We start from the raw sequence: 14,419 nt of genomic DNA, 5'->3' as shown, positions 1-14,419 counted from the left end.
TGCTTTTTTTAAGACCTAATACTAGAATGAAAAACAAAATAGCTTTATACTAAAGATTCAGGGAAATCAGAAGAGGCATAATTTGCGTCCGTTGTAGTTTATTTGCATAAAAAATGCTAAACTATTACTGTAAAAAAATACACTACAATGAATGCAGCCAAAAGGGGTGTAGGAGATGATTAGTCAACTTTCATGGAAAGTTGGAGGCCAACAAGGTGAAGGAATTGAAAGTACAGGAGAAATCTTCTGTATTGCATTAAACCGATTAGGATATTACCTATACGGTTACCGCCACTTCTCATCACGTATAAAAGGCGGCCATACAAATAATAAAATTCGTGTAAGTACAACAGAAGTACGCGCGATCTCAGATGATTTAGATATTTTAATTGCTTTTGACCAAGAAACAATTGATTTTAACTTCCACGAACTACGTCCAGGTGGAATTGTAGTTGCGGATGCGAAATTTAATCCAACAATACCCGACAATACAGATGTAAATCTATATGTGATACCGTTTACAGATATTGCTTCAGAATTAGGCACATCATTAATGAAAAACATGGTTGCTGTTGGAGCATCAAGTGCAGTATTAGGATTAGACGAAACAGCTTATTTAGATGTTGTTGAAGAAATCTTTGGTCGTAAAGGAGAGCAAGTCGTTCAAAAGAATATGGACGCAATTAAACGCGGCTCTCAATATATGAAAGAATTACTAGGTGAGAAAGTAAACATGATGCAGCTTGAAAAAGCTGATGGTAAAAAACGCATGTTTATGATTGGAAACGATGCAATCGCATTTGGTGCGGTAGCTGGTGGTGCTCGTTTTATGTCAGCATACCCAATCACACCTGCATCAGAAATTATGGAATACTTAATTAAAAAATTACCGAAAGTCGGCGGAACAGTAATCCAAACTGAGGATGAAATTGCAGCTTGTACAATGGCAATCGGCGCAAACTATGCTGGTGTTCGTACATTAACTGCATCTGCTGGTCCTGGTCTGTCATTAATGATGGAAGCAATCGGTTTAGCAGGTATTACAGAAACCCCATTAGTAATTGTTGATACACAACGTGGTGGTCCAAGTACGGGATTACCAACGAAACAAGAACAGTCTGACTTAATGGCGATGATTTACGGTACGCATGGTGAAATTCCAAAAATCGTAATGGCGCCAAGTACAGTTGAAGAAGCTTTCTATGACATTGTAGAAGCATTTAACTTATCTGAAGAATATCAAGTTCCTGTTATTTTCTTAACAGATTTACAGCTTTCGTTAGGAAAACAAACAGTAGAACCACTTAAATTAGATAAAGTGAAAATCCGTCGTGGTAAGCTTGATTTAGAAGCAGAATTACCAGAACGTGAAAATAAAGCATACTTCAAGCGTTATGAAGTAACTGAAGACGGCGTTTCGCCGCGTGTTTTACCTGGTATGAAAAATGGTGTTCACCATGTTACAGGTGTAGAACATGATGAAACTGGAAAGCCATCGGAATCAGCAATAAACCGTAAAGATCAAATGGACAAACGTTTCCGTAAAATGGAGAACTTGAAGTTTAATACCCCTGTTTATAAAAATGTTAAGCATGAAGAAGCAGATGTATTGCTTGTTGGATTTAACTCAACTCGTGGTGCGATCGAAGAGGCAATGACGCGTTTAGAACAAGAGGGTATGAAAGTAAACCATGCTCATGTGCGTTTAATTCACCCGTTCCCAACAGCTGAAATCGATCCACTTGTGAAAAAGGCGAAGCGTGTTGTAGTAGTAGAAAACAATGCAACAGGTCAACTTGCTAACATTATGAAAATGAATCTTGGTAATGGTGAGAAAATTTCTAGTCTTTTAAAATATGATGGAAACCCATTCTTGCCGAAAGAGATTTACAACGAATGCAAAAAAGGGGTTGTATTAAATGGCAACATTTAAGGACTTTCGTAACAGTGTAAAGCCAAACTGGTGCCCAGGTTGCGGAGACTTCTCAGTGCAAGCTGCAATTCAACGTGCAGCAGCTAACGTTGGCTTAAATCCAGATGAACTTGCTGTTATTTCTGGTATCGGCTGTTCAGGCCGTATTTCAGGTTATATTAATTCATATGGTGTGCATAGTATTCATGGTCGTGCCCTTCCAATTGCACAAGGTGTGAAAATGGCAAATCGTGATTTAACAGTTATCGCTTCAGGTGGTGACGGTGATGGATTTGCAATTGGTATGGGACATACAATCCATTCTATTCGTCGTAATATCGACATTACGTACATCGTAATGGATAACCAAATTTACGGGTTAACAAAAGGGCAAACTTCACCACGTAGTGAAGCGGGATTTAAAACGAAAAGCACACCACAAGGTTCAATTGAACCATCACTAAATGTAATGGAAATGGCTTTAACAGCTGGTGCGACATTTGTGGCGCAAAGCTTTTCGAGTGATTTAAAAGAATTAACACAAATTATTGAAGCTGGTATTAACCATAAAGGATTTTCATTAATTAACGTATTTAGCCCATGTGTTACTTACAATAAAGTAAATACTTACGATTGGTTTAAAGAGAACTTAACGAAACTAAGCACAGTAGAGGGATATGATCCATCTAATCGCATGATGGCTATGCAAACGTTAATGGAAAATAACGGTTTAGTAACAGGTTTGATTTATCAAAATACTAAGCAACCATCATATCAAGAACTTGTTAAAGGCTATAGTGAAGAGCCTTTAGTGAAATCTGATTTAAATATGGATCAGAAAATGTTTGATGAGCTTGTTGCTGAATTTATGTAATGTAAGAAGAGGAGGTTGCCGATTTGGCAACCTTTTTTATGTGCAAAAAATATAGGGTAGTTTTATTTACTTAGAAAATTCAGAATGGTAAAATAATATGTAAATCGTTGTATGAAAATGGCAAGTTCATTGCTTATGAAATGTAAGATACTAAAGGGCCTCTGAATTGTTAAAATTGGCGAAACACGTCATACTATGGTAATGTTTATAGGGATAAAGCAATATGCTTTTGGGTAGGACAACAAGAAATGATAAAAAGGGAATGTCTATTTGCGTGGGGAAGACTTCATTCTTATGAATGATTAGATTGATTACTCAAGTTTCAAAGGACAAGTTATCTCCAAGCTATCTAACCATTTTTGAGGTGAGTCTAAGCGCATTAAAATGGACTATAGAGTGTGTATAGTTAAGGGTGAAAGGAGATTACCGATGAACGAGCAACAACGATTAGCAAGTCAACAAGCAAATTCCTCTACGAAAAAAGAAGAGAAAGATTATAGTAAATACTTTGAAAGTGTATATCAACCACCTTCCTTAAAGGATGCGAAAAAGCGCGGGAAAGAAGAAGTTAAAATTGAGCGGGATTTTGGCTTACCTGAAGAGTTTCGCAATTTTGGTACAGGCCGAAAGTTCTATATTCGTACATATGGTTGTCAAATGAATGAGCATGATACGGAAGTAATGGCAGGTATTTTCACAACACTTGGATATGAACCAACTTTTTCAACTGAAGATGCAGATGTAGTTTTATTAAACACTTGTGCCATTCGTGAAAATGCTGAAAATAAAGTGTTTGGTGAACTAGGCCATTTAAAGTCACTAAAACGAAGCAATCCGGACCTTTTAATTGGTGTATGTGGTTGTATGTCTCAAGAAGAATCTGTTGTAAATAAAATTATGCAAAAAAATCAGCATGTAGATATGGTGTTTGGAACGCATAATATTCATAGATTACCGTACATTCTAAAAGATGCGATGTTCTCGAAGGAAACGGTAGTTGAAGTTTGGTCAAAGGAAGGCGACGTAATTGAAAACCTTCCGAAAGTACGTCGTGGTGATATTAAAGCTTGGGTAAATATTATGTATGGCTGTGATAAGTTCTGTACGTATTGTATTGTACCGTATACACGAGGAAAAGAGCGAAGTAGACGTCCAGAAGATATTATCCAAGAGATTCGTCACTTAGCTGCGAATGGTTATAAAGAAATTACATTACTTGGACAGAACGTAAATGCATATGGTAAAGATTTTGAAGATGTAAAATACGGTCTTGGTGATTTAATGGACGAACTTCGTAAAGTTGATATAGCCCGTATTCGTTTTACAACGAGCCATCCACGTGATTTCGATGATCACTTAATTGAAGTACTTGGCAAAGGTGGCAACCTAGTAGAACATATCCATTTACCAGTTCAATCTGGAAGTACAGATATGTTGAAAATTATGGCGCGTAAATATTCGCGTGAGCATTATTTAGAACTTGTAAGAAAAATTAAAGAAGCAATTCCAGATGCAGTATTAACAACAGATATTATCGTTGGTTTCCCAAATGAAACAGATGAGCAATTTGAAGAAACGATGTCGTTATATCGTGAAGTAGGATTTGATACTGCCTTTACATTTATTTATTCTCCTCGCGAAGGTACACCAGCTGCAAAAATGAAAGATAATGTACCGATGGAAGTAAAGAAAGAACGTCTTCAACGCTTAAATACACTAGTAAATACGTTGGCAATTGAAAAGAATAGTCGTTATAAAGGTCAAATTGTAGAAGTGTTAGTTGATGGGGAAAGTAAAAATAATCCGGAAGTACTTGCAGGTTATACTCGTACGAATAAACTTGTAAACTTCGTTGCTTCAAAATCTTTAATTGGTCAGCTTGTGAAAGTAAAAGTAACGGAAGCAAAAACTTGGTCTCTTAACGGGGAATTAGTTGAAGAGCCGATTGAGGTGAAATAATAGATGAAAGTATATTCGAAAGATGACATTGTTGAACAAGCGAAAGAATTAGCAAAAATGATTTCTGAAACAGAAGAGGTTGATTTTTTTAAGAAAGCAGAGGCGCAAATTCATAAAAATGAAAATGTAAAGCGCGCAATCGATGAAATTAAAGCACTGCAAAAACAAGCAGTAAACTTGCAACATTACGGGAAATGGGAAGCTTTAAAAAAGGTAGAAGCTGAAATTGATGCATTGCAAGATAAGTTAGACAGTATTCCAGTTGTACAAGAATTTAAATCTTCACAAACATATGTAAATGACTTATTACAGTTAGTTGCTAGTACAATTTCTAACAACGTAACAGATGAAATATTAATTTCAACTGGTGGCGATGTACTTAAGGGTGAAACTGGCGCAGCGGTAGAAAGTAAAAAAGGAAATTGTGGTTGTTAAAGAGATGTCATATTGACATCTCTTTTTTTTAGTTGATTAAACGTAAGTTCTTCTCAAAAAAAGAATGACACATTCCGCTATTGTCACGCATATGATTAAGTGAATAGTGATTGAGGAGGGTTACGAATGTCCGAATTTAGAGAGATTATTACAAAAGCAGTGGTTGGAAAAGGACGTAAGTATACAAAGTCAACGCATACATGTGAATCGAATAATGAACCAACAAGTATTTTAGGGTGCTGGGTAATTAACCACTCGTACGAAGCAAGAAAGAATGGGAAGCATGTGGAAATTGAAGGTTTCTATGATGTGAACACTTGGTATTCATTTGATGGAAATACAAAGACTGAAGTTGTAACAGAACGCGTGAACTACACGGACGAAGTCAGCATTGGTTATCGTGATAAAAACTTTTCTGGTGACGATTTAGAAATTATTGCTCGTGTTATTCAGCCACCAAATTGTTTAGAAGCGCTTGTATCACCAAACGGTAATAAAATTGTTGTAACTGTAGAACGTGAATTTGTAACAGAAGTAGTTGGAGAAACGAAAATTTGTGTAAGTGTAAATCCTGAAGGCTGCGTAGAATCAGATGATGATTTCCAAATTGCTGATGATGAATTTGAAGAATTAGATCCGAACTTTATCGTTGATGCAGAAGAAGAGTAATAGAAAGCTAGGGAGAAGTTCTTCCTAGCTTTTTACTTTACATAAGTGGCGCTGAATGAACATGATTCTTTATGAAATATGTTATAATGAAGATAGACTCCTGAAATAGGAGATATGGATGTCCGTGAAATGTGACATATATGAAAATTGATTACTATGTAAGAATTATGGAGGAAAAGTATGACGCAATATACCCCTATGATACAGCAATATTTAAAGGTTAAGGCAGACTATCAAGATGCCTTTTTATTTTTCCGATTAGGCGATTTTTATGAAATGTTCTTTGAAGATGCCGTTAAAGCAGCTCATGAGCTTGAGATTACATTAACGAGCCGAGATGGTGGCAGTAGTGATCGTATACCGATGTGCGGTGTACCCCATCATGCAGCTAAAAATTATATTGAACAACTTGTTGAAAAAGGATATAAAGTTGCTGTTTGTGAGCAAGTGGAAGATCCAAAAACAGCTAAAGGTGTAGTGCGCCGTGAAGTAGTACAACTAATTACGCCAGGAACGATGATGGAAGGGCGTACAATTGATGAGAAAGAAAACAACTTCTTAGCCGCATTAACACATTTTGAAGATGGATCATATGCTTTAGCTTGTAATGATTTAACGACTGGACAAAATACAGTAACGTTATTGACTGGTTCAGTAGAAGATATTTTATTGGAAGTGTATGCAACTGGTTCGAAAGAAATTGTTGTAGATTCTTCATTTTCTAAAGATGAATTAAATAAATTAACTGAAACGTTAAAAATGACAATTTCATATGAAGATGCAACGGCAATTCCTGAAGGATTAGAACATCTTGTGAAAAATGTTTCGCAAGCAAAGTTAATTAAAGCAATTGGACGCTTATTTAACTATGTGATAAGAACGCAAAAACGTTCATTAGATCATTTACAACCTGTAGAAATTTATTATACGAATCAATTTATGAAAATTGATGTGCATTCAAAGCGAAATTTAGAGCTGACGGAAACACTTCGAACGAAAGAAAAAACAGGATCATTATTATGGCTATTGGATAAAACAAAAACAGCTATGGGTGGTCGTATGTTAAAACAGTGGATGGAACGTCCACTTATTCAGAAAGAAAAAGTTGAAGAGCGTTTAGAAATGGTTGAAACATTTGTAAATGATTACTTCTTACGTGAAGATTTAAAAGAAAAATTAAAAGAAGTATATGATTTAGAACGTTTAGCAGGAAAAGTTGCATTTGGTAATGTCAATGCAAGGGACTTATTACAGTTAAGACGATCTTTACTTCAAGTGCCAGCTATTTTAGAAGCGATTAGTTTGTTAGATAATGCTTATGCAGCAAGGTTAATTCAAGGAGCGGATCCATGTGAGAGCTTAACTGAATTACTAGGAAGAAGTATTCAAGAAAACCCACCGCTTTCTATTAAAGATGGAGATATTATTAAAGACGGTTATAATGACAAGCTTGATCAATATCGTTACGTTAGTAAAAACGGAAAAACGTGGATCGCTGAGCTTGAAAAACGAGAGCGTGATATTACAGGAGTTAAATCGTTAAAAATCGGGTACAACCGTATTTTCGGCTACTACATTGAAGTGACGAAGGCGAATCTTGCAGCACTTCCAGAAGGCCGCTACGAACGAAAACAAACGCTTGCTAATGCTGAACGTTTCATTACAGATGAACTGAAAGAAAAAGAAACGTTAATTTTAGAAGCAGAAGAAAAAATTGTACAACTAGAATACGATTTATTTACAGCGCTTCGTGAAGAAGTAAAAGTATTTATTCCGAAATTACAACATTTAGCGAAAGTAATTAGTGAATTAGACGTACTGCAAAGTTTTGCGACAGTTAGTGAAGAAGAACAGTTTGTAAAACCTGTACTAACAACGAAGCGTGAAATCTTTATTAAAGATGGTCGTCATCCTGTCGTTGAAAAAGTATTGAACGGGAAATTGTATGTACCGAATGATTGTATTATGCCAGAAGAGATGGATGTCTTTTTAATTACAGGACCGAACATGTCTGGTAAAAGTACGTATATGAGACAGTTAGCACTTGTAACGGTTATGTCACAAATTGGTTGTTTCGTACCAGCAACAGAAGCAGTATTACCTGTATTTGACCAAATCTTTACGAGAATTGGTGCAGCAGATGATTTAATTTCAGGTCAAAGTACATTTATGGTCGAAATGTTAGAAGCGAAAAATGCAATTGCAAATGCATCAGAAAGAAGTTTAATTTTATTCGATGAAATTGGACGCGGTACATCTACGTATGATGGCATGGCACTTGCACAAGCAATCATTGAACATATTCATGACCAAATTGGTGCAAAAACGTTATTCTCTACGCATTATCACGAATTGACTGTGTTAGAAGAGAGTTTAAATCAACTGAAAAATGTACACGTTTCAGCAATTGAAGAGAATGGAAAAGTAGTATTCCTTCATAAAATTCAAGATGGAGCAGCTGATAAAAGTTACGGAATTCACGTTGCGCAACTTGCCGAGCTTCCAGATAGCTTAATTGCCCGCGCGAAAGAAGTGTTAGCACAACTAGAAGGACAGGAAGAAATTATTATTCCAAAGCGTGTAGAAGTAAAGGTACAAGAAGTTGTTCCAGAACCTGTAGTTGTAAAAGAAGAACCGGCAGAAATAGAAGAAAAGAAAGAAGAGACTGAAGAAGAGTCACAACTATCTTTCTTTGGAGGAGACCAATCTTCAAAAAAACAAGACAAGCCTGTGCTTGATCAAAAAGAAAGCGCAGTACTTGCGCAAATTAAAAAAATCGATTTACTTGATATGACACCTTTAGAAGCGATGAACGAATTGTATCGCTTACAGAAGAAGTTAAAGAAAGGATGAGTAAGTAGATGGGGAAAATTCGCAAACTCGATGACCAACTCTCTAATTTAATTGCGGCAGGGGAAGTAGTAGAGCGCCCTGCCTCAGTCGTAAAAGAACTTGTGGAAAATTCTATCGATGCGAATAGTACATCTATTGAAATCCACTTAGAAGAAGCTGGGTTATCGAAAATTCGTATCATTGATAACGGTGATGGTATTGCAGAAGAAGATTGTATCGTCGCTTTTGAACGCCATGCGACGAGTAAAATTAAAGATGAAAATGATCTGTTTCGTATAAGAACACTCGGTTTCCGCGGTGAGGCATTGCCGAGTATTGCCTCTGTTAGTGAATTAGAATTAATTACTAGCACAGGTGATGCGCCTGGTACACACCTCATCATTAAAGGTGGAGACATTATAAAGCAAGAGAAAACTGCGAGCCGAAAAGGAACAGATATTACAGTACAAAACTTATTCTTTAATACACCAGCGCGTCTTAAATATATGAAAACCATTCATACGGAGCTCGGGAATATTACAGATATCGTGTATCGTATTGCAATGTCACATCCAGAAGTATCGTTAAAACTGTTTCATAATGAAAAGAAATTGCTTCATACATCAGGTAACGGTGATGTAAGACAAGTACTTGCATCGATTTACAGTATTCAAGTTGCGAAGAAGCTTGTTCCAATTGAAGCGGAATCTTTAGACTTTACAATTAAAGGCTATGTAACATTACCAGAAGTAACGAGAGCATCTCGTAATTATATGTCAACGATCGTAAATGGTCGTTACGTTCGAAACTTTGTACTAATGAAAGCAATTCAGCAAGGATACCATACATTACTGCCAGTCGGCCGATATCCAATTGGCTTCTTATCGATTGAAATGGATCCAATGCTAGTTGACGTTAACGTACATCCAGCGAAATTAGAGGTTCGTTTTAGTAAAGAACAAGAATTGCTAAAGCTTATCGAAGAAACATTGCAAGCTGCATTTAAAAAAATACAGCTCATTCCAGATGCAGGCGTAACAACGAAGAAAAAAGAAAAAGACGAAAGTGTGCAAGAACAGTTCCAGTTTGAGCATGCGAAGCCGAAAGAACCATCCATGCCGGACATCGTTTTACCAACTGGCATGGATGAAAAACAAGAAGAACCGCTGCCTGTGAAACAGCCAGCACAACTGTGGCAACCGCCGAAACAAGAATGGCAACCACCACAGTCGCTCATAAGAGAAGAACAAAGTTGGCAGCCATCTACTAGACCGATAATTGAAGAACCAATTCGAGAAGAGAAATCGTGGGACAGTAATGAAGAGGACTTTGAACTAGAGGAATTAGAAGAAGAAGTTCGGGAAATAAAAGAGATTGAAATGAATGGGAATGACTTACCACCGCTTTATCCAATTGGACAAATGCACGGAACATATATTTTCGCTCAAAATGATAAAGGCTTATATATGATTGACCAGCATGCCGCGCAGGAACGTATTAATTATGAATACTTCCGTGATAAAGTAGGAAGAGTAGCGCAAGAAGTACAAGAGTTACTTGTACCGTACCGTATTGATCTATCTCTTACTGAATTTTTACGTGTCGAAGAACAGTTAGAAGAACTAAAAAAAGTCGGGCTATTTTTAGAACAATTCGGCCATCAATCCTTTATCGTCCGCTCACATCCAACGTGGTTCCCGAAAGGACAAGAAACAGAAATTATCGATGAAATGATGGAGCAAGTCGTTAAACTAAAAAAAGTTGATATTAAAAAGTTACGTGAAGAAGCAGCCATCATGATGAGCTGTAAAGCATCCATTAAAGCGAATCAATATTTAACGAACGATCAAATATTTGCTTTACTGGAAGAACTACGTACAACAACAAACCCGTACACATGCCCGCACGGAAGACCAATTCTTGTGCATCATTCTACTTATGAGTTGGAGAAGATGTTTAAGAGGGTTATGTAGGGTGAATAAAATTACATTTCAAAAGGGAGCAACATTTACTGTTGCTCCCTTTTAATATGTAGATTTAATTGTTAAACGAAAATAAGGTGGAGTAATTTTGCAGTTTATTTCTTGGTTGCGTTAGCTTAAATTTATCTATGTATAAAAAAGCGCTGTATACAGCACTTTTTAAAAGGTGCATGAATTGTATAATAAAGGTTTCTACATTACTAACCAAATAACTATGCATGGCCAAATGTTGCTTCTTATTTGGCTAATTGTTATAAGGATCTATACAATTATTTATTTTTATTATTATTGATTTTTTCAGTGTATAGAACTTGCTCTTTATAGTGCTTCTTAATTGGAAAGTTATGTGTACCTGTCCCGTTCTTGAATTTTTTATCAATGGGGTTCTTTAGAGGAACTGTTGTAGTTTCAGTAAATTCATATGGGTAATTTATTTTAGATTTATCTTCAAACATGAAAATGCCTCCTTTTAGGATCTCCTAAATTCTTTACTATAACATGATATGCATATAGATTTTTTTTGGACTAGTTATTTATATAGGTTAATGGAATTTAATTACATAACCACTGAAACATTTTAAAGGAAAACAATTTGAGAAGAAATGGTAAGGATAGCTGTTAGCTCCTATTGTTGTTTTTTTGTTTGACAGCACAGTGAATTATGCATATAAATTCAATATAGATTGTTTTTATAATATGGTTTATATGGGGTTTTCCTGATAATATAATGTGGGATATTATAGTGTTATTAGGTTATTAGGAACATTTAATGCTGTTTCATAACTGAAAGGAAATTGAAAAAAAACTGAAACTTTTCTCATAAAAATTCAATCTAACTTGAAAAATGAAAGGAAAATGAAATTTTCCAAAAGATATTCTTTGTTAAGATAAAAAGCATACATACAAAAAGTATTGACATATCTTAAAAATGTATTTTCAAGATATAGTGGGGGAAAAGATGAGATTAGAAAAACAATTAATAAAAAAGGTGTATTATGAAACATTCCTAATGGAAAATGAAACAAAACCAACTCTTGACGTACTTGGACAAGCTTATGTAAACGAAGAAAAAAATCAGATTTCTGATGGGTCTTATATTCGTTTTGCACAAGGTGAATTTTATTATCGTCATCAAGATTTTGAAGCAGCTATTTTTAAATGGGAGAAGGTTAGTAATGAATTAGCACCATGGGCACAAAAAAATATTGCGGATGCTTATTTCGAACTTAATCAATTATCATTTGCTGAAAATATTTATACTTCCGTTACTACTGATAATAAAATATTGATGACCGAAATTAGATTACAATTACTTTCTCTTTACATTGAGCAAAATAATTTTGACTCAGCTTTCGGTGTTATTAAAGAAGCAGTTTCTTTAAATCCTGATTATCCGAATGTCACAAAAATTGCCCGTTCCTTTTATGAGGAACAGCAAGATTTTGATAGTGCAGTAGAGCTTGCTGTGAATGAGTTAATTCGAATAGAATCGTATCCGTGGTTTGAGGTGTTAAAAGGATATATCGATAAAGGGTTTACTAAACATATTTCACCAGACTATTTTTATGATGCATTAGCTACATTAAATAATGTAGATCAAGTACAATTTACACAAATGGTTTCATCACTTTGGAACAGTTATAAAGATGAACAAAATTATTTATTATGGCTTAATACAATAAATGAATTTTTCTTACATATTGAAATACATTCGTCCGATATATGGAACAAAGTTTCTGCTCTTTACGAAGAAACGTACTTTGCATTAATTCAAGGTCAATATACGCTTAGACAATTAAACGATATCATACCAAATCTGTTAGCAAATTGGTTAAAGGTAGTCAATCCATCTTATGCTGTATTTCCATCTGCAGCTGTATTGGCATGGGATGAGATTTTCCCTTCCAAAATAGATTCAGCAAATATAGAACATGCGGAAAATTTACTGTCACATTCTATTAATCATGTAAATGGCTTAGAGTACAGCTTACATCTTTTTGAATCTATTACACAATGGGCACAAAAGCACAATATAGAAATAGGTCACCGATTTAAATGGCTAGTTGACGAGCTCGCAGATTTAAGAACAAATCGTATTTTAGTAACGGGAACTTCAGGAAACGGAAAAACTACATTTATTAACTCTATATTAGGAGAAAATATATTAGAAAAATCAATTTCAAATGTAGTAGTTTTAAAAAATGATGCTCATATAGAAATAAACGCCATAACAGACTCAGCAATTACAACAACGGAAGATGTCTCTGATTACCATAATATGATGTCTCAGCACCATCAAACATATAGAGATAGAGCGTGTGTTGAATTTAAATTACCATGCAGATTTTTAAATGAAAATAAACTTACATTTGTAGTGACACCTGGCTTTAATAGGAATAACGACACTAGAGATGAGATATTCGAATATTTAAATTCTGTAGACGAATTACTATTCGTATTGAATGCGGATTCACCTTTTACTGATAAAGAACGTGACATTCTATTAAGTATTCAAGAACATACGCCAAATTTACAAATTCATTTCTTATTAAATAAAATCGATAACATTTACAGTGAAGCAGAAGTAAAAAGGGTATTACATGATACGGCAGCGAGAATAAACACATATTTCCCACATGCGAGAATTTTCCCTTATTCTTCGTTATATACAAGTAGTCAACAATTAAATGATTTAACTGAGTTTATTCATTTTAACTTTAATCATAAACATATCGATGCAGAACGTACTGAAAAGTTATTATATTTCATTCGAAAAACAATTACATATCTTTTGGATAAACGTGTTGAGAAAGAAAACAATCTAGTGGATGCTATTAATTGGAATGAAGATATGCTAGTGAAACTAAACGGTAGCATTAATAACCTTACTGCATTTGAGAGGGAAAAAATTCATTTCATTACACAATCATATCGTTCAATGAAGACTGAAATTACGAATGATCTTACTGAAAATATCCCGAAGATATTAAAGAGTTGTTCTAATATAATTAGTGAAGAAAGTGATTTCGGGCACATGGATACGGAACTAAATAAAGCAATGAATGAAAGAGTGCATAAATATTTAGAACAAACTGTACTACCTAATCTTGCTCTTTCTATGCAAAATTGGATTGCAACTTCTAATAATGAGCTTCTCCAAAGCCAAACGTATTTAGAAGAACTTAGTGAAGGGCTTAATTCACTATTTGGAGAAAATAGAATACAGTTAGAATGTGACTTTAAAGTGCTTGATGACTGGCGCAGAGATACTGACAGGATGACGACTAGAATACAAATGGATGAAGTAAATATTTTACGTCGATTTACGCCAGCACAATTTTTACTGAAAAGTGCCGGTAAATTATTTGGAGTTCTTCCTAAAAATAAATCTATGCTATATAACAAATACAAACAGTATGTAGAAAATGAAGATTATACTGAGGTAACGGCTTCTATTATGAAGAAATTTTTCTTGCAATTTGAGCTGTTTGAAAACACACAAGAGCGAGATATTAATATATTCTTTAGGAATCCATTTAACTCCTTAAAGCAAGCTGTAGAAAACACGCATTTAGAAATACAAGAAAAACAAGAGATATTACATAAGATGAAATCAAATCCTGAAATCTATCATGATTCTATCATGCTCTTTGAATTGAGATTGCGTCAATGTGAAGTAATTTTAAATATAGGTAATGATAATACCTATACGGATGTAGCTTTAGAAACAAGCGTAGAATAAAAGTAAAAGGGAGC

9 protein-coding genes are annotated in these 14,419 nt (G+C 34.9%); 8 read left to right on the top strand and 1 reads right to left on the bottom strand.

From position 1 onward, the window contains the following. The first annotated feature begins 175 nt into the window (after positions 1 to 175). The 7 genes from OXT04_RS06030 (at position 176) to mutL (ending at position 10,654) form a co-directional block, all read left to right on the top strand. Positions 176 to 1,933: a 2-oxoacid:acceptor oxidoreductase subunit alpha gene (locus OXT04_RS06030; RefSeq protein ID WP_267413959.1), complete on the top strand. Its 1,758-nt coding sequence runs from the start codon at positions 176 to 178 to the stop codon at positions 1,931 to 1,933. Beyond that, positions 1,920 to 2,786 (top strand): 2-oxoacid:ferredoxin oxidoreductase subunit beta, encoded by an 867-nt coding sequence (locus OXT04_RS06025; protein ID WP_000190155.1) that lies wholly within the window; start codon positions 1,920 to 1,922, stop codon positions 2,784 to 2,786. Before OXT04_RS06030 ends, OXT04_RS06025 begins: the two co-directional genes overlap by 14 nt. Before the next feature lie 429 nt (positions 2,787 to 3,215). Then, positions 3,216 to 4,745 (top strand): tRNA (N6-isopentenyl adenosine(37)-C2)-methylthiotransferase MiaB, encoded by a 1,530-nt coding sequence (gene miaB, locus OXT04_RS06020; RefSeq protein WP_267413957.1) that lies wholly within the window; start codon positions 3,216 to 3,218, stop codon positions 4,743 to 4,745. 3 nt (positions 4,746 to 4,748) lie between these two features. Then, a complete protein-coding gene (locus OXT04_RS06015) occupies positions 4,749 to 5,180 on the top strand; it encodes a YlbF/YmcA family competence regulator (RefSeq protein WP_000870460.1) in 432 nt (143 codons plus the stop codon). A gap of 126 nt (positions 5,181 to 5,306) precedes the next feature. Beyond that, entirely contained in the window at positions 5,307 to 5,849 is a 543-nt protein-coding gene (gene cotE / locus OXT04_RS06010) for an outer spore coat protein CotE (protein ID WP_001288799.1), read from the top strand. A 180-nt stretch (positions 5,850 to 6,029) separates the two neighbouring features. After that, positions 6,030 to 8,702 (top strand): DNA mismatch repair protein MutS, encoded by a 2,673-nt coding sequence (gene mutS, locus OXT04_RS06005; RefSeq protein ID WP_065229237.1) that lies wholly within the window; start codon positions 6,030 to 6,032, stop codon positions 8,700 to 8,702. An 8-nt stretch (positions 8,703 to 8,710) separates the two neighbouring features. Further along, entirely contained in the window at positions 8,711 to 10,654 is a 1,944-nt protein-coding gene (gene mutL, locus OXT04_RS06000) for a DNA mismatch repair endonuclease MutL (RefSeq protein WP_016080555.1), read from the top strand. 278 nt (positions 10,655 to 10,932) lie between these two features. Here the strand turns inward: mutL and OXT04_RS05995 are convergent, their stop codons facing one another. Beyond that, a complete protein-coding gene (locus OXT04_RS05995; protein WP_000461138.1) occupies positions 10,933 to 11,118 on the bottom strand; it encodes a hypothetical protein in 186 nt (61 codons plus the stop codon). A gap of 503 nt (positions 11,119 to 11,621) precedes the next feature. Between OXT04_RS05995 and OXT04_RS05990 the strand changes: the two genes are divergently transcribed. Then, positions 11,622 to 14,405 (top strand): dynamin family protein, encoded by a 2,784-nt coding sequence (locus tag OXT04_RS05990; protein WP_016512419.1) that lies wholly within the window; start codon positions 11,622 to 11,624, stop codon positions 14,403 to 14,405. Positions 14,406 to 14,419: the final 14 nt, after the last annotated feature.

Source organism: Bacillus sp. GC_Bacil_1 (genome assembly GCF_026540675.1).
Taxonomy (GTDB): domain Bacteria; phylum Bacillota; class Bacilli; order Bacillales; family Bacillaceae_G; genus Bacillus_A; species Bacillus_A cereus.
This window is presented reverse-complemented; position numbering and strand designations above follow the sequence as displayed.

Excerpts from the sequence above, each read along its gene's own strand:
- OXT04_RS05995 (WP_000461138.1), bottom strand. The coding sequence starts at position 11,118 with ATGTTTGAAGATAAATCTAAAATAAATTACCCATATGAATTTACTGAA.
- OXT04_RS06015 (WP_000870460.1), top strand. The coding sequence starts at position 4,749 with ATGAAAGTATATTCGAAAGATGACATTGTTGAACAAGCGAAAGAATTA.
- mutL (WP_016080555.1), top strand. The coding sequence starts at position 8,711 with ATGGGGAAAATTCGCAAACTCGATGACCAACTCTCTAATTTAATTGCG.
- miaB (WP_267413957.1), top strand. The coding sequence starts at position 3,216 with ATGAACGAGCAACAACGATTAGCAAGTCAACAAGCAAATTCCTCTACG.
- OXT04_RS05990 (WP_016512419.1), top strand. The coding sequence starts at position 11,622 with ATGAGATTAGAAAAACAATTAATAAAAAAGGTGTATTATGAAACATTC.
- mutS (WP_065229237.1), top strand. The coding sequence starts at position 6,030 with ATGACGCAATATACCCCTATGATACAGCAATATTTAAAGGTTAAGGCA.
- OXT04_RS06030 (WP_267413959.1), top strand. The coding sequence starts at position 176 with ATGATTAGTCAACTTTCATGGAAAGTTGGAGGCCAACAAGGTGAAGGA.
- cotE (WP_001288799.1), top strand. The coding sequence starts at position 5,307 with ATGTCCGAATTTAGAGAGATTATTACAAAAGCAGTGGTTGGAAAAGGA.
- OXT04_RS06025 (WP_000190155.1), top strand. The coding sequence starts at position 1,920 with ATGGCAACATTTAAGGACTTTCGTAACAGTGTAAAGCCAAACTGGTGC.